Raw genomic sequence first — 23,721 nt, forward strand, 5'->3', positions numbered from 1 at the left:
CGGGCGGCAAACCTAGCCCAATTGCCCCAGCACCGGAAAATTCTCGAGCAGCCAATATGACATCGTCTGCACGCCGCCGGTCAGGAAAAACACGCCGGCGACCACCAACAGCGCGCCGATGGCTTTTTCGACGCGGCCGAGATGGACGCGGAATTTCGAGAGAAAGCGCATGAAGGCGCCGGAAAACAGCGCAGCGATCAGGAACGGGATACCGAGGCCGAGCGAGTAGGCGGCAAGCAGCAGCGCGCCCTCGCCCACCGTCTCGCGACCGCCGGCGAGCGTCAGGATCGGCCCCAGCACCGGGCCGATACAGGGCGTCCAGCCAAAGGCGAAGGCCAAGCCCATGACGTAAGCGGCGATCAGGCTGGCCGGCTTGCCTTGTGACTGGAAGCGCGCCTCGCGTGAAAGCAAAGGGATACGCAGTACGCCGAGGAAATTCAGCCCCATCAGGATGATCAGCACACCGGCCGCCATTGCCAGCGGCTCCTGCCAGACCCGTAACAAATGGCCGATGGTCGAGGCGCCAGCGCCGAGCGCGACGAAGACGGTCGAGAAGCCGAGCACGAAGGCGATGGAGGAATTAACCAGCGCGCCTCGCGCACCGGCCTTTGCCGTAATGCCGGCCTCGCCGCGGAAATCGTCGACGGACACGCCGGCCATATAGCACAGGTAAGGCGGCACCAGTGGCAGCACGCAGGGGGACAGGAACGAAATTGCTCCCGCCCCGATCGCACTGACATAGCCGACGTCCAACGCCATTTCCGTCTCCAGATGACTGCACAGCCATATAGCCGCGACAACGTCCGTCCGCCAATCACCATCGCGTGGCCCCCATCACATTGGGTAGCAAGTCGACGCCGTCGCCTGGATCAATGGAAAACAGTGCGGGAAGAAAGGGCAGCCGGGCAGCGTTGACCAGAAGAAGCCGCGGTTCCGCGCGCTTTTCGAACATTCAGGGAGAGGTCCATGAAAACAATCGCAATTGGCATGGCGGCGCTTTTGCTCGGCACTGCCGGATCCTTCGCCGCCGAGGCGTGGAAGGAAGCGGAGGTCGGCGGCACCAAGATCTACACCGACGCCAGCGGCATGACGCTCTACACCTACGACAAGGACGAGGCCGGCAAGTCGAACTGTTACGACAAATGCGCCGCCAATTGGCCGCCGCTGAAGGCTGACGCCAACGCCAAGGCCGAGGGCGAATGGACGATCGTCGACCGCACCGACGGCACCAGGATGTGGGCCTACGAAGGCAAGCCGCTCTACACGTTCATCAAGGACAAGAAGGCCGGCGACGTCACCGGCGAGGGTGTCGGCGGCGCCTGGCATATCGCCAAGGCCGACTAAGCCTTGAGCTTCTGATCCGCTGTAACAGGCGGTAACACGGCTGGTCGCTAGGAGCTTGACCCAACCGCCCCGGCGGCCAACTTTTCAGCACGCCAGTTCCTTGCAACTATCCGGGCAAATGCCGGGCTACCGATTGCGCGCTTCACAGCATCTGTTCAAGCGGGGCTGGCGCGTGCTCGATGTTTCTCTTATATCCGCGGGAGAGTTTGTCCCGTTCTCCAGGATCAATTGCCGGGTTTGTCCAGCGATAGGCTGCTCATTTCCCTTGTCCAGGATTGCGGAAATCGCATGGCGCGCCGCTGGGTTGCGCATTCGGTGCAGGGCCGCATTTTGACTGCTTGGCCTTGACCGGATGCAAAAGCGCGGCCATGTGAGCGACACATTGAACGAGATTTCGTCGCGCGCAGCGGAATTCTTCTGCCGCATCACAACTGATATGAGACCGTATGGACGTCGTCGTCGTCGAATCGCCGGCCAAGGCGAAGACAATCAACAAGTACCTCGGCAAGAACTACAAGGTTCTGGCTTCGTTCGGCCATGTCCGCGATCTGCCGGCCAAGGATGGCTCGGTGCGTCCGGATGAGGACTTTGCCATGTCCTGGGCCGTCGACACCGCGTCTGGAAAGCGTCTCGCCGATATCGCCAAGGCGGTCAAGGACGCCGACGGGCTGATCCTCGCCACCGATCCGGACCGCGAGGGCGAAGCGATCTCCTGGCATGTCCTGGAAGTGCTGAAGCAAAAGCGCGCGTTGAAGGACAAGCCGGTCAGCCGCGTCGTCTTCAACGCCATTACCAAGGCGTCGGTGCTGGAGGCGATGGCCAATCCGCGCCAGATCGATGCGCCGCTGGTCGATGCCTATCTCGCCCGCCGTGCGCTCGACTATCTGGTCGGCTTCACGCTGTCGCCCGTGCTGTGGCGCAAGCTGCCCGGCGCCCGGTCCGCCGGCCGTGTCCAGTCGGTGGCGCTGCGTCTGGTCTGCGACCGCGAATCCGAGATCGAGCGCTTCGTCCGCGAGGAATACTGGCAGGTCGCCGCCATTCTCGGCACGCCGCGCAAGGAAAATTTCGAGGCGCGGCTGACCACCTTCGAGCGCAAGAAGCTGCAAAAGCTCGACATTTCCAACAAGGTGCAGGCCGACGACATCAAGGCGATGCTCGAAGGCGCCAGCTTCAAGGCGGCGTCGGTCGAAGCCAAGCCGACCAAGCGCAATCCCGGGCCGCCCTTCACCACTTCGACGCTGCAGCAGGCAGCCTCGTCGGGTCTCGGCTTTTCGGCCAACCGCACCATGCAGGTGGCGCAGCGGCTCTATGAGGGCATGGAGATCGGCGGTGAGACCACCGGCCTGATCACCTATATGCGGACCGACGGCGTGCAGATGGCACCGGAGGCGATCTCTGCCGCACGCGATGCGATCACCAAGGAATTCGGTGCCAAATACCTGCCTGAAAAGGCGCGCTACTATTCCGCCAAGGCCAAGAATGCCCAGGAGGCGCACGAAGCGATCCGTCCGACCGATTTCATGCGCACGCCGGCTTCCGTCAGGCAGTATCTCGACGCCGACCAAGCGCGGCTTTACGAGATGATCTGGAAACGCGCCATCGCCAGCCAGATGCAGCCGGCCGAGATAGAGCGCACCACGGTCGAGATCGAGGCCATCAACGGTTCGCGTACCGCCGAGCTTCGTGCTGTCGGCTCCGTTGTTCGTTTCGACGGCTTCCTTGCTGCCTACATCGAGCAAAAGGAAGAAGATTCGGAAGACGAGGAAAGCCGCCGCCTGCCCGAGATCCGTGCCGGCGAGCAGCTCACACGCGAGGCGATCAACGCCACCCAGCACACCACCGAGCCGCCGCCGCGTTATTCGGAAGCTTCGCTGATCAAGAAGCTGGAAGAGCTGGGCATCGGCCGGCCGTCGACTTATACGGCGATCCTGAAGACGCTCGAGGATCGCGATTACGTCGCCATCGACAGGCGCAAGCTGGTGCCACAGGCCAAGGGCCGGCTATTGTCAGCCTTCCTCGAAAGCTTCTTCGAGCGTTATGTCGAGTACGATTTCACCGCATCGCTCGAGGAGAAACTCGATGAAATCTCCGACGGCAAGCTCGCCTGGAAGGACGTGCTGCGCGACTTCTGGAAGGATTTTTCCGGCGCCGTCGCCGACATCAAGGAGCTGCGGGTCACCGACGTCCTCGATGCGTTGAACGAGGAACTGGCGCCGCTGGTGTTTCCCGCGCGCGAAGACGGTTCGAACCCGCGCATCTGTCCGAAATGCGGCACCGGCAACCTGTCGTTGAAGCTCGGCAAGTTCGGCGCCTTCGTCGGCTGTTCGAACTATCCCGAATGCTCCTTTACCCGCCAGCTTGGCGACGCCGCCAATCCCAATGGCGAGAACGGCGGTGGCGAAGACGGCACCAAATTGCTCGGCAAGGACCCCTATACCGCCGAGGAGATCACGCTGCGCAATGGCCGGTTCGGCCCCTATGTCCAGCGCGGCGACGGTAAGGATGCCAAGCGCTCCAGCCTGCCCAAGGGCTGGACTGCCGATTCGATCGATCATGAAAAGGCGCTCGCCTTGTTGTCGCTGCCGCGCGACGTCGGCAAGCATCCGGAATCCGGCAAGATGATTTCGGCAGGGCTGGGGCGCTACGGGCCGTTCGTGCTGCATGACGGCACCTACGCCAATCTCGACAGCATCGAGGACGTGTTCTCGATCGGCCTCAACCGCGCCGTCTCGGTGATCGCCGAGAAGCAATTGAAGGGCAAAGGCGGCCGCAATGGCGGCACAGCCGCTGCGCTCAAGGAACTTGGCGAGCATCCTGCCGGAGGCGGCAAGATCGTCGTGCGCGACGGCAAATACGGGCCTTATGTGAATTTCGGCAAGGTCAATGCGACGCTGCCGAAGGGCAAGGATCCGCAATCGGTGACGATCGACGATGCCGTGGCGCTCATTGCGGAAAAGGAAGCCAAGGGCGGCAATGGCGCCAGGAAGCCCTTCCGCAAAGCGGCAGCGCCTGCCAAGAAACCGGCTGCAGCCAAAAAACCGGCGGCCAGGAAAAAGGGATAGGACGGGTTGGCGCGCAAAGTCTCCGGAAGAAGCCACGGCGATCTGCGCACCGCCGATACCCGCGCCAAGGTCAGGGACAATTACCGGCCGTCACGCGACGAGATACTGCGTTACATCGCCGAAAATCCGGACCGCGCCGGAAAACGCGACATCGCCAAGGCGTTTGCGCTACGCGGCGAAGACCGTATCTGGCTGAAGGACGTCTTGCGCGACCTGCAGGATGAAGGCCTGCTGACCAAGGAGCGCAATCGGCTCGCCCGTGTCGGCGCCCTGCCCCACGTCGCGGTGCTCGACATCTTCGGCCGTGACGACGATGGTGTGCTGCTGGCGCACCCGACCGAAGCGATCGGCAATGGCGAACCTCCGGTCATAGCGATCCGCGTGTCGCGCGGCGGCAATGGGCCGACGCCTGGTATCGGCGACCGCGTGCTGGCCAAGACCTTTCCGACCGACGATCCGGCAGGCCCCGCCTATACCGGCCGGGTTATGAAGATATTCGAGAAGCGCACCGATGCGGTTCTCGGCGTTTTTCGCGTACTGAAGGACGGCACGTTCCGCATCGAGCCGGTGGAAAGGCGCCAGCCCGAGCTGGTCGTCGACAAGGAATTCCAGAACGGCGCCAAGAACGGCGACCTGGTCGAGGTCGAGCCGGCGCGGGCCTCCCGCTACGGGCTGCCGAGAGCCAAGGTTCTGGCGGTGTTGGGCTCGCTGACCAGCGAAAAGGCGGTCTCGATGATCGCCATTCACGCACACGACATTCCGCATATTTTTCCCGCCGACGTCATCGCCGAGGCGGAGGCGGTCAAGCCTGCCACGCTTGCCGGCCGCGAGGATTGGCGCGAGCTGCCGCTGCTCACCATCGATCCGGCCGACGCCAAGGATCATGATGACGCGGTGTTCGCCATGCCCGACACCGACGAGAAGAACGCCGGCGGCGTGGTTGTCACCGTCGCCATTGCCGATGTCGCTGCATACGTGCGCTATGGCACGGCGCTCGATCGCGAAGCGCTGAAGCGCGGCAATTCTGTCTATTTCCCCGACCGCGTCGTGCCGATGCTGCCGGAGCGCATCTCGAACGACCTCTGTTCACTGCGCGAGGGCCAGGATCGTCCGGCGATAGCGGTGCGTATGACTTTTTCGGCCGACGGCCACAAACTCAGACACTCGTTCCACCGCGTCATGATGAAGTCGGCGGCGAAACTAGCCTATCAGCAGGCGCAAGCGGCAATCGACGGCGCACCGGACGACACGACTGGCCCGATCCTCGATGCGGTGCTGAAGCCGCTATGGGACGCCTACGGGATCCTGAAGCGCGGCCGCGACACGCGCCAGCCGCTTGAACTCGATCTGCCCGAGCGCAAGATCCTGCTCAAGCAGGACGGCACCGTCGACAAGGTCATCGTGCCGGAGCGGCTCGACGCGCACAAGCTGATCGAAGAGTTCATGATCCAGGCCAATGTCGCCGCCGCCGAGACACTCGAGGCGAAGCGGCAGGCGCTGGTCTACCGCATCCACGATGCGCCTTCGCTCGCCAAGCAGGAATCGCTGCGTGAATTCCTGCAGACGCTCGGCCTGTCGCTGGCGCGCGGCGCGCAGATGCGGCCGAACCAGTTCAACGGCATCCTCGCTCGCGTGCGCGGCGCCGACAATGAGGGACTTGTCAACGAAGTGGTGCTGCGCTCGCAGAGCCAGGCCGAATATTCGCCTGCCAATATCGGCCATTTCGGCCTCAACCTGAAGCGCTACGCGCATTTCACCTCGCCGATCCGCAGATATGCCGACCTGATCGTGCATCGTGGGCTGATCGCCGCACTCGGCCTTGGTCCGGGCGGCCTGACGCAGGACGAGGCGGAACGGCTCGAAGAGGTCTCGGCGCTGATCTCGGCGACCGAGCGGCGCGCGATGGCCGCCGAGCGCGACACGGTCGACCGGCTGATCGCCGCCTATCTCGCCGAGCGCATCGACGACCGTTTCGACGCCCGCATCTCGGGCGTCACCAAATCGGGCCTGTTTGTCCAATTGCCGCAGTATGGCGCGGATGGCTTCATTCCGGTTTCAACCCTGGGCGGCGACTACTATATATACGACGAAACTGCTCGATCGCTTTTCGGAGAACGCACCGGCAAGGGCTATCAGCTTGCTGATCGCGTCGAGGTTCGCCTGATCGAGGTGGCGCCGATGGCCGGCGCGATGCGTTTCGAGATGCTGACCGAGCCAAAGCCGCTGCCCGGCTCCAAACGGTCGTTCCACAAGGCCAAAGGCCGCGCCCGCGCGTCGCAATCGCGTCCAGGCTCGCGCGGCAGGAGACGGTAATGCCAACAGAACTGCAGATGGAAGAACGGGTTTTCGGCGGCGAACATCACTCGGGCCGGACCGCCCGGCCGCTATGGACGGCAATGAAGCGCGGGATGCTCGGCCGCTGCCCGCATTGCGGCGAGGGCAAGCTGTTTCGCGCCTTCGTCAAGACCGTCGACAAATGCGATCATTGCGGCGAGGAGCTCCACCACCATCGCGCCGACGACCTGCCGGCCTATCTTGTGGTGGTCATTGTCGGCCACATCGTGCTTGGCGCTTTCATGGGTGTCGAGGCGACTTCGACGCTGTCGACCTGGCAGCACATCGCCATCTGGGTGCCATTGACCATCATTCTCGCCGTCGTCCTGCTGCAGCCAGTCAAGGGCGCTGTCATCGGCTTGCAATGGGCGTTTTATATGCACGGCTTTGGCGGTGACGAAGATCTGATCGAGTCGCATCCCGAGGCTTGAAACCGAGGCTGGCGCAATCGGCATGGCTGGACGCCACTTTCGCATCGGAGAAGATTCCGCTAGGTCGAGCGCATGGACGTTGTGACCAAGGCGGAAGTCGACAAGGTCGAGCGGGTCCCGCTCGACGCCAAGCCTATACGCCCGCGCGACGCCGCGACGCTGATCCTGCTCGACCGCAAGGGCGACGAGTTCCTGGTGCTGATGGGCCGCCGCCACGCCCGTCATGCCTTCATGCCGGGAAAATTCGTATTTCCGGGCGGCCGCACCGATCCGGCCGACAGCCACGTCCCGACAGCCACCGCACTTCATCGCGACGAAGAAGCGAGATTGACCGCTGGTATCGGCCGCACCAGCCCGGCCCGCGCCCGCGCCATTGCCCTGTCGGCAATCCGCGAAACCTATGAGGAGGCCGGCCTGCTGATCGGCCAAAAAGGGGTCTTCGCAACCGCCAAGCGCGACTGGCAGGGTTTTGTCGAGCACGGCGTCATCCCATCACTGCGAGCGCTGCGCTTCGTCGCACGCGCCATCACCCCGCCCAACCGGGTGCGCCGGTTCGATACGCGCTTTCTCGCCGCATGGCGCGACGATGTCGCCGTGGAACTGCCGGATGGCGGTCCGACCAACGAATTGGAGGACGTCGTTTGGCTGCCGCTGGCCAAGGCCAGGGAAGCAGATATCCCAGACATCACGCGCACGGTCCTGGAGGGACTGGAAACCCGCCTCGCCCAGGATCCGCTGCTGAGCCCCGGCGGTCGCGTGCCGTTCTACCGGCTTGTCCGCAATCGCTTCGTCCGCGAAATTCTCTAGAGCAGCCAGGCATTCCATGACAGTCGACATCCAGCCGCAGGGCAAGGAACGCGTACACTGGCTGCCGATGGTCGCGGCGATCTCGTCGATCAGCGTCGTCGGCATTGCCATCGGCCTCGGCATGCCGCTGCTCAGCGTGATTCTTGAAACGCGCGGCCACTCCGCGTCGATGATCGGCCTCAACACCGCGGTCGCCGGCCTCGCCTCGATCGCCGGCGCACCGCTCGCCACTCCGCTTGCCATGCGGTTCGGGGTCGCCTGGACAATGCTTGCCATGATTGCGGCCGGAGCGCTGGCCTTTGTCGGTTTCCATTTCGCGCCAGCTTTCTGGATGTGGTTTCCGCTGCGGGTCCTGCTGCATATCGCGCTGACGGTGCTGTTCATCCTGTCGGAATTCTGGATCAGCACCTCGGCGCCACCACACCGGCGCGGACTGGTCCTCGGCATCTATGCCACCGTGCTGTCTCTCGGCTTTGCCGCCGGGCCTTGGCTGTTCGCCCACCTTGGCAGCAGCGGTTTCCTCCCTTTCGGCGTCACCATCGCGCTGGTTACGCTGGCTGCCGTACCGGTGCTGGCGGCACGCAACGAGAGCCCGACGATCGTCTCGGACGGCGAAACCAGCAATTTCCTGCGTTATATCTGGCTGGTGCCGACGGCGACCGCCGCCGTGCTGGTGTTCGGCGCGGTCGAGACCGGCGGCTTTGCGCTGTTCCCCGTCTATGGTAGCCGCATCGGCTACTCAGAGGCGGACGCAGCCCTTTTGCTCACCATGATCGGCCTCGGCAACGTGCTGTTGCAGATCCCGATCGGCATGATCAGCGACCGCGTCAGCGACCGCCGCTATTTGCTGATGGCTTGTGCCACCGTCGGGCTTGCCGGCACAATCTTCATGCCGTTCTTCGCGCAGAACTGGCATATGATGGCAGCGCTTCTGTTCGTCTGGGGCGGTGTGGTCGCTGCCATGTACACAATCGGCCTGGCGCATCTCGGCTCGCAGCTTTCCGGCCATGAATTGGCCTCCGCCAACGCCGCCTTCGTGCTCTGCTACGGCGTCGGCATGGTGCTTGGCCCGCAGGCAATCGGCATCGGCATGGACGCTTTCGGGCCGTCGGGCTTCGGTTGGGCGCTCGGCCTGTTCTTCGCCTGCTATATCGTGCTGGTCGGCACCAGGCTGCTCCGCAAAATCCTCTGAGTCGGTCCAGCTTCCGACAGCGCTCCCACTGCTGACCAACTACTGACATAACCATGTCAGGAGGGCTCGAGTATATGCTCCCCCAAAGTGCATAAGCAGGGAGACCTCGGATGATCGATAGTGGCTTTGAAACGAAATCGCTGCGGATGGAATTGCTGCTGCTGGTGACCTTTCAGGCACCGGCAGCTGATGTCGATCGCATCATGGAAGCGGTGGTCGCGATCGCGCCGCTCAAAATGGGCAAATATGACAGCAATGCCTTTCAGTCGGCGGACGGCATCGAACGCTACCGGCCGCTTGAAGGTGCCGCCGCCGGCGCCGAGACGGAATTGCGCAGGCGGCCTGGGACTGTCGAGGTGTCGTTCGAACTGCCTGACGACCAGAAACTCGCCGCTCGCGTCGTCGAAGCGATTTACCAAGTTCACAGCTATCAGGAGCCGGTGATCCGCATTCAGCCACTGCTTGCCAGCCGCTCCAAGGGCCTCGACGACCGCGCCAACCCGAACCGCTGGTGGAACACGACGGGCGATTGGAAGAAGGTGTTGCCAGTCACGGAAGACGCATGAGCCTGGACAAGGGTTGACTTTCCGGGCGCGTTCTTTATGTGTCGCGGCAAGTTTCCCGCGTCCGGGTGTTTCCCGTGCTCCAGCGGCCAAAACTCCACGAACATTAACGGACGAACATCATGGCCAAAGCCGCAAACATCAAGATCAAGCTTCTGTCGACCGCCGACACCGGTTTCTTCTACGTGACCAGCAAGAACAGCCGCACCAAGACGGACAAGCTGTCGTTCCGCAAATACGACCCGGTCGCCAAGAAGCACGTCGAATTCAAGGAAACCAAGATCAAGTAATCGGGTTTCTCTCGCAGTACTGAAACGCCGCCTTCCGGGCGGCGTTTTTCGTTTCGGGAATTCAGGACTAGAGCATTTTGCAGCCAAATGGAATCATTTGGCGTCCGCATAAATGCGGCAAAACAGATAGTTAGAGCGAGTTACCGGTTCCAAGAGAACCGGAACCGCTCTAGTCGATGCGATCGCCGCTTGCCGGATCGAACAGATGCAGCGACGCCGGATCAGCCGACAGGCGCACGCCTTCACCCGGTTTCACGCTGGCCCGGCCCATGGCAAACACGCAGACCTGCTGGCCGGCAAGCCTGGTATAGAACTGGGTCGACAAGCCGAGCGGCTCCACCACGCCCACCTCGCCTTTCAGCGCGCCATTGTCGGCGAGCCGGATATGCTCGGGCCGCAAGCCGACGGTGATCGCATCGCCATCCCTGAGCGGCAGGCCGTCGGGCAGCCTCAGCTTCTGGCCGTCGGCCAGGATGGCATCCGGCCCGGCGCCCTTTTCAACCACGGCAGGCAGAAAATTCATGCCGGGCGAGCCGATGAACCCGGCGACGAACATGTTGATCGGCCGGTCGTACAGATCGAGCGGCGCGCCGACCTGCTGGACGAGGCCGTCATGCATAACGACGATACGGTCGGCCATTGTCATCGCTTCGGTCTGGTCATGGGTGACATAGACCGAAGTGGTCTTCAATTGCTGGTGCAGCGCCTTTATCTCGGCACGCATGTGGACGCGCAGCTTGGCGTCGAGGTTCGAAAGCGGCTCGTCGAAGAGAAAGACCTTCGGGTCGCGCACAATGGCCCGTCCCATGGCGACGCGCTGGCGCTGGCCGCCGGACAATTGTCGCGGCAGGCGTTGCAGAAGGGCATCGAGCCCGAGCCGCTTGGCGGCGGCGTCCACCCTTGCTTCGATAGCTCGCTTGCCGGCCTTCCTCAGCATCAGGCTGAAGCCCATGTTCTTCGACACGTCCATATGCGGATAGAGCGCGTATGACTGAAACACCATAGCGATGTCGCGGTCCTTTGGCGCAATGTCGTTAACCAGGCGCTCGCCAATATGGATCTCGCCGCCGGAGACCTCCTCCAGCCCGGCGATCATGCGCAGCAGGGTCGATTTCCCGCAGCCGGACGGGCCGACCAGGACCACGAACTCGCCGTCGGCGATTTCGAGATCGACCGCATGCAGGACGCGCACGGCTCCATAGTCTTTGCGGACTTTGTCGAGTGTGACGGAGGCCATCGATCTATCCCTTGACGGCGCCGGCGGTAAGGCCGGTGACGAGGTAACGTTGCAGGAAGGCAAAGAAGACGCAGACGGGGATCAGCGCCAGGATGGAAGCCGCCATCATTTGTCCCCAGTCGACCGCGAATTTGCCGATATAGGTGAGCAAGCCGACCGCGAAAGTCTTCTGGTCGTCGCTGGAAATCAGCATCAGCGCAAACAGCAACTCGCTCCACGCGGCGGTAAAGACGAAACCAAGCGTCGCCCCCATGCCGGGCAGCGTCAGCGGCACGATCACCTTGCGCATCGCCTGCAGGCGCGTGCAGCCGTCGATCATCGCTGCCTCTTCCAGGTCTCGCGGGATGCCGTCGAAGAACGACTGCATCAGGAAGGTTGCAAAGGCTGTATTGAAGGCGGTGTAGATGATGACGAGGCCGGTCAGGCTGTTGATGAGACCGATCTGCCCCATGATGCGGTAGATCGGCGGAATGACCATCACCAGCGGGAAAGTCTGGGTGAGCAAAAGCAGGATGGCCAGGGTCGCCTTGCCGCGGAACGAAAAACGCGACATGGCGTAGCCGGCAAGCGTGGCAATGACCGTTACGAAGGCGGCCGTCGACACCGAAACGATAACGCTGTTCAGGAAATAGCGTGGAAAATCGGTGGCTTCGAGCACGGTGACGAAGTTCTGCAGCGTCGTGTGCGACGGCCAGAAAGTGATGCCTTCGGAATAGAGCAGCCGCTCCGGCGTGACCGAGATCTTCAACGTCCAGAAGATCGGGAACAGCGCGAAGGCCATGTAGGCGCCGATCGCGCCGTAAAGGCCGATGCCGCCGAGAACGCGCGAGGAGACGGAGCGTCCGGCAATCATCAGACGTGCCTTACCAGCGAACGGCGGATGCCGATCAGCGCAACCGCATAGATGATGAGCAGCACGAGCAGCAGCACCGCCACAGCGGAGGCATAGCCCTTGTCCAGCGACTTGAACGCGCTGACGTAGATATAGACCGGCACCGTGGCCGTCGAACCGGCAGGCCCGCCTTCGGTCATGACGAAGATCAGGTCGGCGAAGGTGGCGATCCATATCGTGCGCAGCATGACGGTAATGACGATGGTCGGCGCCAGGAACGGCAGCGTCACCTTGGTAAAGCGTTGCCACGGCGAGGCGCCGTCGATGGCCGCCGCCTCATGCAGTTCTGACGGGATCGACTTCAACGCCGCCAAAAGCGTGATGGCAAAAAAGGGAATGCCGAACCAGACATTGGCGACGATCGGTCCCCACATGGCTGTCGAGGGATCGGAGAGCACGTTGGTTGGCTCGGTCTTCAGCCCCGAGGCGTAGAGCCAATGCGGCAGCGGCCCGATGATCGGGTTGAACAGCCAGGCCCAGGTCAGGCCCGAGAGGAAGGACGGCACCGCCCAGGGCAGGAACACCACCGCCTGCACGATCTTTCTGCCCCGGAACGGCGTGTCTAGCAGCAGCGCCAGGCCAAGGCCGAGGAAGAACTGGAAGAACAGGCTGGCTGCCGTCCACCACAGCGTGTTGACGAGCGCCTGCCCGAGCACGGGATCCGACAGCATCGCCTGATACTGCCCAAGTCCGACATATTCGGATTTGAAAGCGGAGAATTTGCGGAACGAGTAACCGATACCGATAACCAGCGGCACCAGCAGCACGACGACCAGCAGCACGATCGCCGGGCTGAGATAGAGCCAGGGCTCGATTGCGGCATGGGATAGCCACTTTTTTCGCGGCCTGCCGATGGATCGTATTTCGGACACGGCGTAGGTCATGGGTGCTGGATTGTCTCCTGGGGCAAGCATGGCTGGCGACAGCGCCTTTCCCGTTTACGGGGAGATGCCGGTCCACCACCCGCAGCCGTAGCGCAGCTGCTGCGGAGGACGGGCAGGCAGATGAGAGGCAACACGAGCCACGACGGGTTGGCGCCGCCCCTCATCCGTCACGTTGTGACACCTTCTCCGCGTGAACGGGGAGAAGGGAGGAAAGCTATTTCTTGTTCTTGGCCATCCAGTCCTGCTGTTCCTTGGTCAGGAACTTGGCCCATTCGTCGGCCACGTCCTTTGCCGCCTTCTGACCAAGCAGCACTTCCTGAAAATTCTTGATCGCCACCTGGTCGACGAAATTGCCGAGATTTTCCAGATGCGTCGGAGGCGTCACCATCTCGTATTTGTCGCCGTTATTCAGTTCCTCGAACCAGCCTTTGAACTGCTCGGTCCTGAAGTGAGCGTCCTGGTCGGCGCCGTTGTGGATTGGAATGACGCCGACTTCCTTTGCCCATTCCAGATTGTCCTTGGGCGACAAAAGCGTTGCCATCAGCTTCCAGGCATCGTCCTTGTGCTGGGAATTGGCGAACATCGCCCAGCCGGCATAACCGAGCGTCGGATAGGATTTGCCGCTCGGCCCGACTGGCATCGGCGCCACGGCGAAGTCGTCGGCGCTCATCTTGTCGGCGATGCCGAGCAGCGCGTCGGGATCCTGGTTCAGCATGGCGCAGGTGCCGCTATAGAACCCGGTGACGGTCTCGTTGAAACCCCAGCTCACCGCGTCTTTCGGCGCCAGGCCGTTCTTGTACATGTCGGCGAGCATCTGCAGGCCCTTGACCGACCCTTCCTCGTTGATGGTCGAGGTGCCGTCCTCGTTGAAATAGCCGCCCTTGCCCGCGGCAATGTTCATGAACATGTGCATGCCGTTGAAGGCGCCAGGGCCGCCGCGCAGGCAGTAGCCGTATTTGCCCGGTATTGCCGAGATTTTTTTGGAGTCCTCGACGAATTCATCGAGCGTTGCCGGCGGACCGTCCAGACCGGCCTCCTTGAACAGCTTCTTGTTCCAGAACAGCGCATTCAGGTAATAGCCGTAAGGGATCATGTACTGCTTGTTGTCGACCGTCGAGCCGAACTGCTTGGCACGCTCGCCCAGCGTTTTGGCATCGTCCCATTTGGCCATATATGGCCCGAGATCCTCGAGCTGGCCGTTGGTCGCATAGAGGCCCATCCAGCGTTCCGGCATCTCGACGATGTCGGGCGTGTCGCCGGCCTGCACCATGGTAAGGAACTTCTCGAACGCCTGGCCCCAGGGCAGCGATACCAGCTCGACCTTGACACCCGGATTGGCCGCCTCGAACTCGGCGATCTGTTTCTTGAGGAATTCGGTACGCGGCGGGCTGGTGATGACCTCGACCATCTTGACCGTGGAATCGGCCAGCACGCTGCCGGCGGAAATCGCCAGACCTGCGACGGCACCAAGAAGGATGCTCAGTTTTTTCATGTTCAGCACTCCCATTTTGAACGGCTCCATTTATCTTTTCGCTTTGTCGAACGCCTGGGCAACGTCAGCCCACAGGCCTTCGACACTTTCCAATCCGACACTGAACCGGATGGTTCGCGGGCTGACGCCGAAGCGCGCCATCGAATTCAGGCCCGGCGTCTGCTCGAGCGAGGCCTTTGCTGGAACGACCAGGCTCTCATGGCCGCCCCAGCTGACGCCGATGCGAAAGAGTTTCAGCGCATCGACGAAAGCCGGGATGTCGACGTCTTCCGTCACCTCGAATGAGAACAGCCCGGCATAGCCGGCAAGCGTCGCCTTGCCCGGATGGTTGGAATAGGCCGGGTGGTTGACCCGCTCGACATGGCCATGCGCTTTCAGCCGTTCGGCGATGGTCAGCCCGCTCTTCATGTGATGCGGCAACCGCAGCGGCAATGTGCGCAGCCCGCGCAGCAACAGCCAGGCCTCGAAAGGCGAAAGTTTGCCGCCGAGGTAGGAATAGGTCTGCTCGTTGATATGTCGGATATGGGCAGCCGAACCGGCCACCACACCGGCGACGGTATCGCTGTGGCCGCCGAGGTATTTCGAGGCCGAATGCAGCACCAGGTCGACCCCGTGCGAAATCGGCTTCTGGAACACCGGCGTCGCCCAGGAATTGTCGATCGTGGTGACGATGCCCTGCTCTTTGGCCAGCCGCGCCAGGTGGGTTATGTCCTGGAGCTCGAACATCATCGACGTCGGGCTTTCCAGGTAGAGCAGCTTGGCGCCGGGGAGTGCCGCGGCGACCGCGTCCGGATCGGAACCGTCGACATAGTCGACCTTGATGTTGAGCCGTGGCAAAAGCCGTTCGAACAGCCGGTAGGCATCGCCGTAGCAATTGCGCACGACAACCATGCGCTCGCCGGCACCGACGAAAGCAAGCACCGTGGCGCTGATCGCCGCCATGCCGCTGGAAAAGCCGCGCGCGGCCTCCGCGCCTTCGAGAGCGGCGACACGCGCCTCGAACTCCATGACCGTCGGGTTGTCGCCGCGCGAATAGATCGGCTGGCGTCGCCTGCCGGCGAATGTATCGGCCATCTCCGAATAATTGGAGAAGGTGAAGAGCGAAGTCTGGTAGATCGGCGGCACCACGGCACCGCCGGGGAAAGGTTCGTCATGGGCGAGAAGCGTCGCCGCCTCGGCGAGATAGTCGTTTTCGAAACCGGCGGGATGATCGCTCATTTCTGGCCTGAAAGTTCGAGTTTGGCGGCGCCGCGCTTCAGATCGTCCTCGACGGTGGCGATCAGCTTGAGCGCCTCGGCCCGGGCCCCCTCCGGATCGTGCGCGGCAATGCGTTCGTAGATGGTGCGGTGGTAAGGAAAGCTGGCGTGGCCGAAATCACGCACGCCGAGCGGATGTTCCCAGAAACGGTGGAACAGTTCGTGCATGGCTGCGATGATCTGCTCGAACAGCGGATTGCCGGAACTGCGGTAGATCGACTGGTGGAATTCCCAGTCCTCCTCCGCCGACATCCCTGCGCGGGTGTGGAAGGCCTGCTCCATAATGTCGAGCTTGCGCGCGATCTCGGTGATCTCGGCCTGGTCCGCGCGAACGGCGCACAGGGCGGCGGCTTCCGCTTCCAGTGCCCGGCGGATTTCCAGCGTCTGCATCAGGCTGGTGAAATCATTGCCGCCGGCCAGCGTCAGCGGCATGTGCAGCATGTCCAGCGAGACCACTCCCTTGAGATAGGTGCCGCTGCCTTGCCGCCGTTCGACCAGGCCGAGCCCTTCCCAGCGCGTCAGCGCCTCGCGCACGGTGTTGCGGCTGACCTTGAGGCGCTCGGCCAGGATGCGTTCGGTCGGCAGTCTCTGGCCGGGCCCGAGAGCTTCCCGCATTACAAAGCCGGCCAGCGCCTTGAGCACCGCGTCGTCGCGAGCAGTTGCCTGTATGGGGGAAAGGCCGAATTCGGTCATGCCAACGGGTCACCAAATGGCTCAATGGTCCAACCAATTTCTGCATAGAAGACAGGCCCTGTCAACCGACTGCGGGCGCATACGCTCTGCCCAGCCGGCTATTTCAAAGGGCGCTGTCGCTGCCGCAACAAAACCAAAGCGTTTTCCGGGTTTTGGCGCAGAATCCTGATGTGTTTTGAAAATTGGGGGCCGGCCGGCGTTTGGCAGCGGTACGAGGAGGCCACTATGTGCCAGCGCCGGCCAGCCGACCCCACGGACCCAGGAGATGCGGCGGACCTGAGCATCATGGGGTATTCTTTGGGTCGAACCGGCGATCTAGACCTCGTGCCGGTTACGTCTAAGGGCTGCACATTTGCGCAACAACTTATGAAAATCAACAGTTTCTTAACCAAGCCTCGCAACTCGCTTGGATTAAGGTAAATTCGTAACCTTGTCGGGTTGACTGGCTAATTCGTCTATGGTGCTACGCCGCCTTGGCGACAACGCGATTGCGGCCGCCGCTCTTGGCCTCATAGAGCGCAAGGTCGGCGCGTTTCATCAGCGCCGCGACCGTGTCCACGCCTTTCAGCACCGACGACACGCCGACGCTGACGGTGACTTCGATCGCTTTGCCCTCGCTGCCAACGGCAAACGGCAGTTGGGCGATTTCGGCGCGAATGCGCTCAGCGACCTTTTCGGCTACCGCGCCGTCCGTGTCCGGCATCACCACCACGAACTCCTCGCCACCGAAGCGGCAGGCTAGATCGATGCCGCGCACATTCTTGCGCAGCCGCCGCGCGAATTCGCGCAGCACGTCGTCGCCGCCGTCATGGCCGTACGCGTCGTTGATGCTCTTGAAGCGATCCAGATCGGTGATCATCACCGACAGCGGCCGGCGCCGTGCTACGGCGCGGTCGAACAGCGTCTGCAGATGGCTGTCCAGATAGCGGCGGTTGTGCAGGCCGGTCAGGGCATCGGTCACCGCCATCTCGATGGTCTGGGTGACGCTGGCGCGAAGCTGGTCGTTGTAGCGCTTGCGGCGAACCTGCGTACGCAGCCGCGCCGTCAGCTCCTGCTGGTCGATCGGCCGCATCAGATAATCGTTGATGCCGAGTTCGAGGCCGCGGATGATACGCCCCTCCTCGCCCTCGTCCGCCAGAAGGATGATCGGCAGGAAACGGGTGCGATCAAGCGAGCGCAATTGCGAGCAGAGCCTCAGCGGGTCGAAATCGGCGAAGGCCGTCGAGATCATCACGCATTCGTAGGGCAGCTCGGCGGCCTGGAAGAAGCCGGCATGCGGATCGTTGGCGACGTCGAGAGCGGCACTGCCGCGCAGCATCTTCTGGATGCGCTCGAACGAGGATTTGCGCTCGTCGACCAGCAGCACCTTCGGCACCGCGTCATCGGTAGCGAAGTTGCGGCTCAAAAGCTCCTCGATGCCGATATTGCGTGTCGTCGAGGCGCGCAGCCGCAGCTCATCGGTCAGCGACTTCAGCCTGACCAGGCTCTTCACGCGCGTCATCAGCTGCAGATCGTTGACAGGCTTGGTCAAAAAATCGTCGGCGCCGGCCTCGAGGCCGCGCACCCGGTCCGAAACCTGGTCGAGCGCGGTGATCATCACGACCGGGATGTGCGATGTCGCCGGGTCGCCCTTCAGCCGCCGGCAGACCTCGAACCCGTCCATGTCGGGCATCATCACGTCGAGCAGCACGACATCGACCTTGCCGTTCTCGCAGATCTCGATCGCGTCCGGCCCGTTGGTGGCGGTCAGAACCTCGAAATATTCGGCGAGCAGCCGAACCTCCAGCAGCCTGACATTGGCTGGGATGTCGTCGACGACGAGGATCCGCGCGGTCATTTCACAAAGCTCCGGCTCGGCTGGAAAGATACATCAGGCATCGCCCAGGTAGGATTTGATGGTTTCGATGAAACGCGGCACCGAGATCGGCTTGGAGATATATGCCTCGCAGCCGCCCTGGCGAATGCGCTCCTCGTCCCCCTTCATGGCGAAGGCGGTGACCGCAATGACCGGGATGACGTGGAGATCATCGTCCTCCTTCAGCCATTTGGTGACCTCGAGGCCCGATACTTCCGGCAGCTGGATGTCCATCAGGATGAGGTCCGGCCTGTGCTGCCGCGCCAGATCCAGCGCTTCGAGGCCGTTACGTGTGCGCACCGTCTCGTAGCCGCTCGCTTCGATGAGGTCGCGAAAGAGCTTCATGTTGAGCTCGTTGTCTTCGACGATCATAACCTTCTTTGGCATCGATTTCCCGTCCCGGCTGACCTTCCACTCGAAGGGTGCCGTCATGCGCCCCTTGTCGGCACGCACCAAACCTGTTCCCACTATACGGCAATATGATTGACGAAACGGAAACCGGCCGCCCTAAAAGCGTTCGGATTCCAGGTCGGCGAGCTTGCTGCCGGCGACACTTGCCACTACTGCGAAAACAGAACGATTCCGCCCACGAAGGAAGGTAGCGATGGCAAACGCAGCGTCAATGCGCGAGGAAGCGGAAACCATTGCCGTAAAGGCGCTGGGCTTCGTCGCCGCCGATCCGGAACTTCTGCCCCGCTTCCTGGCGATCACCGGCATCGAAGCTCATTCCATCCGCCAGGCGGCGGGTGAACCGGGATTCCTGGCCGGCGTGCTGCAGTTCATCCTTGCCCACGAGCCGACGCTGATGCGTTTTTCCGAGGAGACCGGAACGCCGCCCGCCGCAGTCGGCAAGGCATTGCGGGCGCTGCCGCTCGGCGACGACAATCATGAGCGTTCGATATAAGGGACGATCCCGAGACAGATCGCCGCGCCGAAAATCGTGAGTGCACTCGGGCTTTGACGCCAGCCGCGTGGAGAGCAATTCCAGGAAAGCGTGAAACGGTTTTCCGTCTGGAATTGCGCAAAAACAAAGACATGGAGCGGATTGGCGTTTTCGTGAAACGATGAACCGCTCCAACCTCGGCATTTAGGGTTTCAACTTCGCCCCTGCCCCGCCATCGTCATTCTCGCCCGAGCCATGATCCGGAACGGTAACATCGCTTGGGTCCATCATGGGGTTGTCCTGAACGGCATCGGCCGGCTTCAGCATGGCGCCGTTGACCGTGACGGAGCCGTCTGCCTTGGCGTTGATGATCCATTCCAGTCGACCATCCGGCAGTGCCTTGCCGAACCCTTTGACGGCGAGTGCGAACGGAAAATACTGTGCCGCTTCCGGTTCGGTCTTGGCCGCCGTCTGCAGAGCCTCCACGATCTTGTCATAGCCCGCGACATCGATGGTCATGCTCGTCTCGGGCTTCTTGCCGGGGAACGTCATTTCACCTTCCATCGCAATCTCGATGTTGCCGTTCTTGATCGTGCTGTGTCCGAGAATGGCCTTTGGCGTCTTGGCCAGGAAATCGGCGAAGATCTGCTTGCCGAAATCTGCCGGCAGCGGTGGATCCTTGCTGAAATCAAGGGTTTCGATGGTTTTCTTCGCCATGCTGTCCAGATCGATGTTGGTGCCGCCGAAGTTGAGGTCGATATCCGTCGGCAGCAACGCAACGCTCCAGCTGGGCAGCACCTGCTGTGGCATTGTCAGGCCGGAAACCTTGAACGCGTAGTTGATCTTGCCGTCCTTGGCGATGCCGTCCATGCCGACGGCGGTCTTCAGTTGCGTCGCACCGAACTTGCCTACCGGGCTCTCCACCACAAAGTCATTGAAGCCGTAGGTGCCGTCGATCCGCTCCCACAGTGGCAGTGCTGCCGTCAGAAGCGATTTGAACTCCGCCTCATCCGCCTTGAATTTGGCTGCATCATCAGTCGCCACGATGAAAGCAAGCAGGTCGAGCAGCGGCTTTGTCCGCAAACCCTTGCCGGTCGCGTCCACGGAAAGTTCAGGCGCTTTTACAGCAGCCGGAAAACTCAACCCATTTTTGGGATCGTTGACTTTGATCGTTTCGGCGAAGTTCGTTATTTTTTCCGTCACCGTGAAATCGATGCCGCCATTTGCGGATTTGGTCGAAACTATTGCGGCAGTGCCAGCGCCGACCGTGACATCCGCCTGCTGCTTAGGCTCTCGGGTGGTCATCGTCATGCCAGCCATCGAACCGGTTGCGCTCGCGAAAGCGGCCAGGTCAGGGTCATAAACTCCGGTGAACTTGTTGTCCGACACGGAGAAGTCGATGTGCTGCGCCCCCTCAGGGCCAACGAAATCGATAGACCCCTTCGGGGACACGTCCGCCGAAACGTCCCAGTGTCCATCCTTGCGTGGCTTGACCAAGATGAAGTAAGGCGTGACGTTGAACTTGAAGGCCTGCTGCTTTGCCATCAAATCCGTGACCGGCTTGAAGTCGAAAGCGAGCTTGTAGGCATCGCCGTCGACTGAAATTTTCACGAACCCGATGTCGAACGGCTTCTTGCCGATATAGTGCGCCAGGTCGTCGGAAAGCTGCTTTGCGCCTTGCCTGTCGACCGCTTGGCCGAAGGCGGGTGCGCTGAGCGCGAGAACAAAGACGACTGGCAGGACACGGTTCACGCTCATTCTCCGTTGGGCCATTGGAACTATCTGCACTTTCTCATTTCGTAGGAAATTACCACCCCAACCGCAAGGCGAGGCGGCGCAACCCGAATGGCCTGCGGCATTGCCTAAAGCACCAGCCGCACCAGCGGTCGGCCTGGCTTGCGTTCGACCAACCGCTGGAACCCGGCCTTTTCGAAGACCCGCGACGAGCCGACGAACAGCCCGATCGACCGCGAATCCTTCGACAGGTCGATGGGGCAGGCCTCGATCAGGCGCGCGTCGTTCTGGCGGGCGAACTCGATGCCGCCTTGGACCAGGCGGTGCGACAGGCCCCTGCCGCGTGCCTTGGTGCGGATGAAGAAGCAGGAGATCGCCCAGACGCCCGGATCGGCGGCGTCGGCGGGGTCGATCGGCGCCGACCCCCTGCCCTGGTTGTTCCATTCGGGCACGTCGGCACGCGGGCCGATCTGCATCCAGCCGACCGCCTGGCCACCCTCGAAAGCCAACAGGCCGGGCGGCGGCCCGGCCTCGATTCGCGCCTTGATGTGGTCCTTGTTGCGCTCGCGATTGCTCGCGCGGCGCACCGCAGGCGCTAACCGGAAATGCGTACACCAGCAGCCGTAACAGGCGCCCTGCTTGCCGAAAAGATCCTCGAAATCCGCCCAAAGCTCAGGCACTAGCGGCGCTATGGTCGTATTCATGAGCTCTCTCCCGGCCCACCGCCTTGTCGTGGCGTCCGTCCTGACGTACCATTGCATTTGTTCTCTTTATGTTCGCAGCGATGGCGGCTCCTGTCAACAACCCCGAACACGGTTTTTGCCGCGACTGCCTGAATTTTCAGCGCAGCGAGGCACGCCGTTGCGAGCGCTGCGGCAGTCCAAGGCTCGCGCGCCATCCGGAGCTCTACCGGTTGCGCCTTGCCCATATCGACTGCGACGCGTTCTACGCGGCGGTCGAAAAGCGCGACAACCCGGCGTTGAAGGACCGGCCATTGATCATCGGCGGCGGCAAGCGTGGCGTCGTATCCACCGCCTGCTACATCGCCCGGATCCATGGCGTTCGCTCGGCAATGCCGATGTTCAAGGCGCTCGAAGCCTGTCCCGAAGCGGTGGTCCTCCCGCCGGACATGGAAAAATACGTGCGCGTCGGCCGCGAGGTGCGCGCCATGATGCAGGCGCTGACGCCGCTGGTCGAGCCGCTCTCGATCGACGAGGCCTTTCTCGACCTCGCCGGCACCGAGCGCTTGCATGGCCTGCCGCCTGCGGTGGTGCTGGCGCGCTTCGCACTCGGCGTGGAAAAGGAGATCGGCATCACCGTTTCAGCTGGCCTTTCCTACTGCAAGTTCCTGGCCAAGGTGGCATCGGACTTCCGCAAGCCGCGCGGCTTTTCGGTGATCGGCGAGACCGAGGCTATCGGCTTCCTGGCCGAGCAGCCGGTGACGCTGATCTGGGGGGTCGGCAAGGCCTTTGCCGTCATGCTCGAGCGCGACGGCATCCGCACCATCGGCCAGCTGCAGCGCATGGAGCGCGGCGATCTGATGCGCCGCTACGGCGTTATGGGTGACCGGCTCTACCGGCTCTCGCGCGGCGAGGACGACCGTCGCGTCGTTCCCGACCAGGACGCGAAAAGCGTCTCGGCGGAAACCACTTTCGACACCGACATCGCCTCCGTCGACGACCTGGTTTCGGTGCTGAGGGCGCTGTCGGAAAAAGTCTCGGCCCGGCTGAAAAAGTCCGGCATTGCCGGACGCACCGTCGTCCTCAAGCTGAAGACCCAGGATTTCAAGATCCGTACGCGCAATCGCCAGCTCGGCGATCCGACCCGGCTGGCCGACCGCATCTTTCAGACCGGGCTCGAACTGCTGCGCAAGGAGGCCGACGGCACGAAATACCGGCTGCTCGGCATTGGCGTCAGCGACCTCTCCGACGATGACCGGGCGGACCCGCCCGATCTGGTCGACGTCCAGTCACGCAAGCGCGCCATGGCCGAAGGCGCTATCGATAAGCTGCGCGGCAAGTTCGGCCGCAGGGCGGTGGAAACCGGCTATACCTTCGGCAAGGGCCGCGATGCCCATCCGCCCGAACCGGTCGAGGAGTGATAGTCAGGTGCGCCGCAGATCGATCCTGCTGGTCACCACACTCTTGCCGGTTTTCGGATCGGTATCGATAACGGTCAGCCGCATGCCGTCCTCGCCGGTTTTCTCAACAGTCATTTGCGCCCTGCGGTCGCCATTTACCTCCTTGGCCCAACGAATGCCGAGATTGATCGCGTTGCCGGAGCGGCTGCCGCTCAATTGCGCCGGCCCGGTGCGCGATCCGACATAGGTGCCGGTGTATTTCGTCCCGCTCGATTTGAGATCGGCGCTGATGGCGCGCGTCACCACGATAAGACCGCGGCAGCTGCCGTCGAGCGATAGCGAGCTCGACGTTGCGTCGGAATTGAAATGACAGGAGACATTCACCGTCGGCGCATCGGTGGTGACCTTGACGGTGCCTTTGCCGGCAAAATTCCCCTGGAATGAGCGAAGAAAATCCGGATCGTCGGCATGCGCTGCGCCGGCCCCGGCCGTCAGGCACCCGGCAAGTACAAATCGTGCAAGTGATTTCATCGGACCGCTCCTCGTTGGTATCCAAAACACAGCACGCAAACACTGAGGGACCAACGCTTCCCTCAGCAGCGGGTTCCGGCTTCAACATCACTGTTTGCAACGCTTCACGGCTGGCCCAGTCGAATGCGCCGGCTAGCGGTTGCGATGAAAGCGCCGGCTTG

The 23,721-nt window shown here is 62.4% G+C and carries 22 protein-coding genes; 10 read left to right on the top strand and 12 right to left on the bottom strand.

The genetic code is table 11. The features are described 5' to 3' along the window. Nucleotides 1-12: 12 nt before the first annotated feature. The gene (locus NKJ72_RS19895) at nucleotides 13-759 is read right to left on the bottom strand and encodes a cytochrome c biogenesis CcdA family protein (RefSeq protein ID WP_352479022.1); all 747 of its coding nucleotides are present in this window, start codon (nucleotides 757-759) and stop codon (nucleotides 13-15) included. 207 nt (nucleotides 760-966) lie between these two features. On the opposite strand from NKJ72_RS19895, the gene NKJ72_RS19900 reads away from it, so the two are divergent. From NKJ72_RS19900 to rpmG, 8 genes are all read left to right on the top strand, one after another. Further along, on the top strand, nucleotides 967-1,344 hold the full coding sequence (locus NKJ72_RS19900; protein WP_352479023.1) for a COG4315 family predicted lipoprotein: 378 nt from the start codon (nucleotides 967-969) through the stop codon (nucleotides 1,342-1,344). Between the two features lie 446 nt (nucleotides 1,345-1,790). After that, complete coding sequence (gene topA / locus NKJ72_RS19905; RefSeq protein ID WP_352479024.1) at nucleotides 1,791-4,406, top strand: type I DNA topoisomerase; 2,616 nt, start codon at nucleotides 1,791-1,793, stop codon at nucleotides 4,404-4,406. Nucleotides 4,407-4,412: 6 nt separating this feature from the next. After that, nucleotides 4,413-6,719 carry a ribonuclease R gene (rnr, locus tag NKJ72_RS19910; RefSeq protein WP_502901875.1) on the top strand — a complete coding sequence of 769 codons (2,307 nt, stop codon included), beginning with the start codon at nucleotides 4,413-4,415 and terminating at the stop codon, nucleotides 6,717-6,719. Further along, nucleotides 6,719-7,171 (top strand): DUF983 domain-containing protein, encoded by a 453-nt coding sequence (locus NKJ72_RS19915; protein ID WP_352479025.1) that lies wholly within the window; start codon nucleotides 6,719-6,721, stop codon nucleotides 7,169-7,171. The genes rnr and NKJ72_RS19915 overlap by 1 nt, the downstream gene beginning before the upstream one ends. Nucleotides 7,172-7,243: 72 nt before the next feature. Further along, nucleotides 7,244-7,978 (top strand): NUDIX hydrolase, encoded by a 735-nt coding sequence (locus NKJ72_RS19920; RefSeq protein WP_352479026.1) that lies wholly within the window; start codon nucleotides 7,244-7,246, stop codon nucleotides 7,976-7,978. A gap of 16 nt (nucleotides 7,979-7,994) precedes the next feature. After that, complete coding sequence (locus tag NKJ72_RS19925) at nucleotides 7,995-9,170, top strand: MFS transporter (RefSeq protein ID WP_352479027.1); 1,176 nt, start codon at nucleotides 7,995-7,997, stop codon at nucleotides 9,168-9,170. Nucleotides 9,171-9,280: 110 nt separating this feature from the next. Further along, nucleotides 9,281-9,736 (top strand): YqfO family protein, encoded by a 456-nt coding sequence (locus NKJ72_RS19930; RefSeq protein ID WP_352479028.1) that lies wholly within the window; start codon nucleotides 9,281-9,283, stop codon nucleotides 9,734-9,736. A gap of 119 nt (nucleotides 9,737-9,855) precedes the next feature. Beyond that, nucleotides 9,856-10,023: a 50S ribosomal protein L33 gene (gene rpmG, locus NKJ72_RS19935; RefSeq protein WP_006201775.1), complete on the top strand. Its 168-nt coding sequence runs from the start codon at nucleotides 9,856-9,858 to the stop codon at nucleotides 10,021-10,023. Between the two features lie 169 nt (nucleotides 10,024-10,192). Here rpmG and NKJ72_RS19940 read toward each other — a convergent pair whose 3' ends face one another. The 8 genes from NKJ72_RS19940 to NKJ72_RS19975 form a co-directional block, all read right to left on the bottom strand. After that, nucleotides 10,193-11,260: an ABC transporter ATP-binding protein gene (locus NKJ72_RS19940; protein ID WP_352479029.1), complete on the bottom strand. Its 1,068-nt coding sequence runs from the start codon at nucleotides 11,258-11,260 to the stop codon at nucleotides 10,193-10,195. A gap of 4 nt (nucleotides 11,261-11,264) precedes the next feature. Further along, nucleotides 11,265-12,113 carry a carbohydrate ABC transporter permease gene (locus NKJ72_RS19945; protein WP_352479030.1) on the bottom strand — a complete coding sequence of 283 codons (849 nt, stop codon included), beginning with the start codon at nucleotides 12,111-12,113 and terminating at the stop codon, nucleotides 11,265-11,267. Next, the gene (locus NKJ72_RS19950; RefSeq protein WP_352479031.1) at nucleotides 12,113-13,036 is read right to left on the bottom strand and encodes a carbohydrate ABC transporter permease; all 924 of its coding nucleotides are present in this window, start codon (nucleotides 13,034-13,036) and stop codon (nucleotides 12,113-12,115) included. The genes NKJ72_RS19945 and NKJ72_RS19950 overlap by 1 nt, the downstream gene beginning before the upstream one ends. Nucleotides 13,037-13,250: 214 nt before the next feature. After that, a complete protein-coding gene (locus NKJ72_RS19955) occupies nucleotides 13,251-14,528 on the bottom strand; it encodes an ABC transporter substrate-binding protein (protein ID WP_254820140.1) in 1,278 nt (425 codons plus the stop codon). 30 nt (nucleotides 14,529-14,558) lie between these two features. Then, the gene (locus NKJ72_RS19960; protein WP_254820139.1) at nucleotides 14,559-15,746 is read right to left on the bottom strand and encodes a PLP-dependent transferase; all 1,188 of its coding nucleotides are present in this window, start codon (nucleotides 15,744-15,746) and stop codon (nucleotides 14,559-14,561) included. Continuing rightward, complete coding sequence (locus NKJ72_RS19965) at nucleotides 15,743-16,477, bottom strand: FadR/GntR family transcriptional regulator (protein WP_352479032.1); 735 nt, start codon at nucleotides 16,475-16,477, stop codon at nucleotides 15,743-15,745. The genes NKJ72_RS19960 and NKJ72_RS19965 overlap by 4 nt, the downstream gene beginning before the upstream one ends. Before the next feature lie 463 nt (nucleotides 16,478-16,940). After that, complete coding sequence (locus NKJ72_RS19970; RefSeq protein ID WP_352479033.1) at nucleotides 16,941-18,314, bottom strand: PleD family two-component system response regulator; 1,374 nt, start codon at nucleotides 18,312-18,314, stop codon at nucleotides 16,941-16,943. Between the two features lie 33 nt (nucleotides 18,315-18,347). Next, on the bottom strand, nucleotides 18,348-18,764 hold the full coding sequence (locus NKJ72_RS19975; protein WP_352876500.1) for a response regulator: 417 nt from the start codon (nucleotides 18,762-18,764) through the stop codon (nucleotides 18,348-18,350). Between the two features lie 172 nt (nucleotides 18,765-18,936). Between NKJ72_RS19975 and NKJ72_RS19980 the strand changes: the two genes are divergently transcribed. After that, on the top strand, nucleotides 18,937-19,236 hold the full coding sequence (locus tag NKJ72_RS19980) for a DUF3572 domain-containing protein (protein ID WP_352479034.1): 300 nt from the start codon (nucleotides 18,937-18,939) through the stop codon (nucleotides 19,234-19,236). Between the two features lie 183 nt (nucleotides 19,237-19,419). Here the strand turns inward: NKJ72_RS19980 and NKJ72_RS19985 are convergent, their stop codons facing one another. Both NKJ72_RS19985 and NKJ72_RS19990 read right to left on the bottom strand, forming a co-directional pair. Next, on the bottom strand, nucleotides 19,420-20,973 hold the full coding sequence (locus NKJ72_RS19985) for a hypothetical protein (RefSeq protein WP_352479035.1): 1,554 nt from the start codon (nucleotides 20,971-20,973) through the stop codon (nucleotides 19,420-19,422). Between the two features lie 104 nt (nucleotides 20,974-21,077). After that, nucleotides 21,078-21,653, bottom strand: coding sequence for a GNAT family N-acetyltransferase (locus NKJ72_RS19990; RefSeq protein ID WP_352479036.1), 576 nt, complete (start codon nucleotides 21,651-21,653; stop codon nucleotides 21,078-21,080). A gap of 68 nt (nucleotides 21,654-21,721) precedes the next feature. Here NKJ72_RS19990 and NKJ72_RS19995 point away from each other — a divergent pair, with 68 nt between their 5' ends. Next, nucleotides 21,722-23,050, top strand: coding sequence for a DNA polymerase IV (locus NKJ72_RS19995; RefSeq protein WP_352479037.1), 1,329 nt, complete (start codon nucleotides 21,722-21,724; stop codon nucleotides 23,048-23,050). A 3-nt stretch (nucleotides 23,051-23,053) separates the two neighbouring features. Here NKJ72_RS19995 and NKJ72_RS20000 read toward each other — a convergent pair whose 3' ends face one another. Then, a complete protein-coding gene (locus NKJ72_RS20000) occupies nucleotides 23,054-23,560 on the bottom strand; it encodes a hypothetical protein (protein WP_352479038.1) in 507 nt (168 codons plus the stop codon). Nucleotides 23,561-23,721: the final 161 nt, after the last annotated feature.

Origin of the sequence: Mesorhizobium sp. M0045 (genome assembly GCF_040323385.1) — a bacterium.
In the GTDB taxonomy this organism is placed as follows: domain Bacteria; phylum Pseudomonadota; class Alphaproteobacteria; order Rhizobiales; family Rhizobiaceae; genus Mesorhizobium.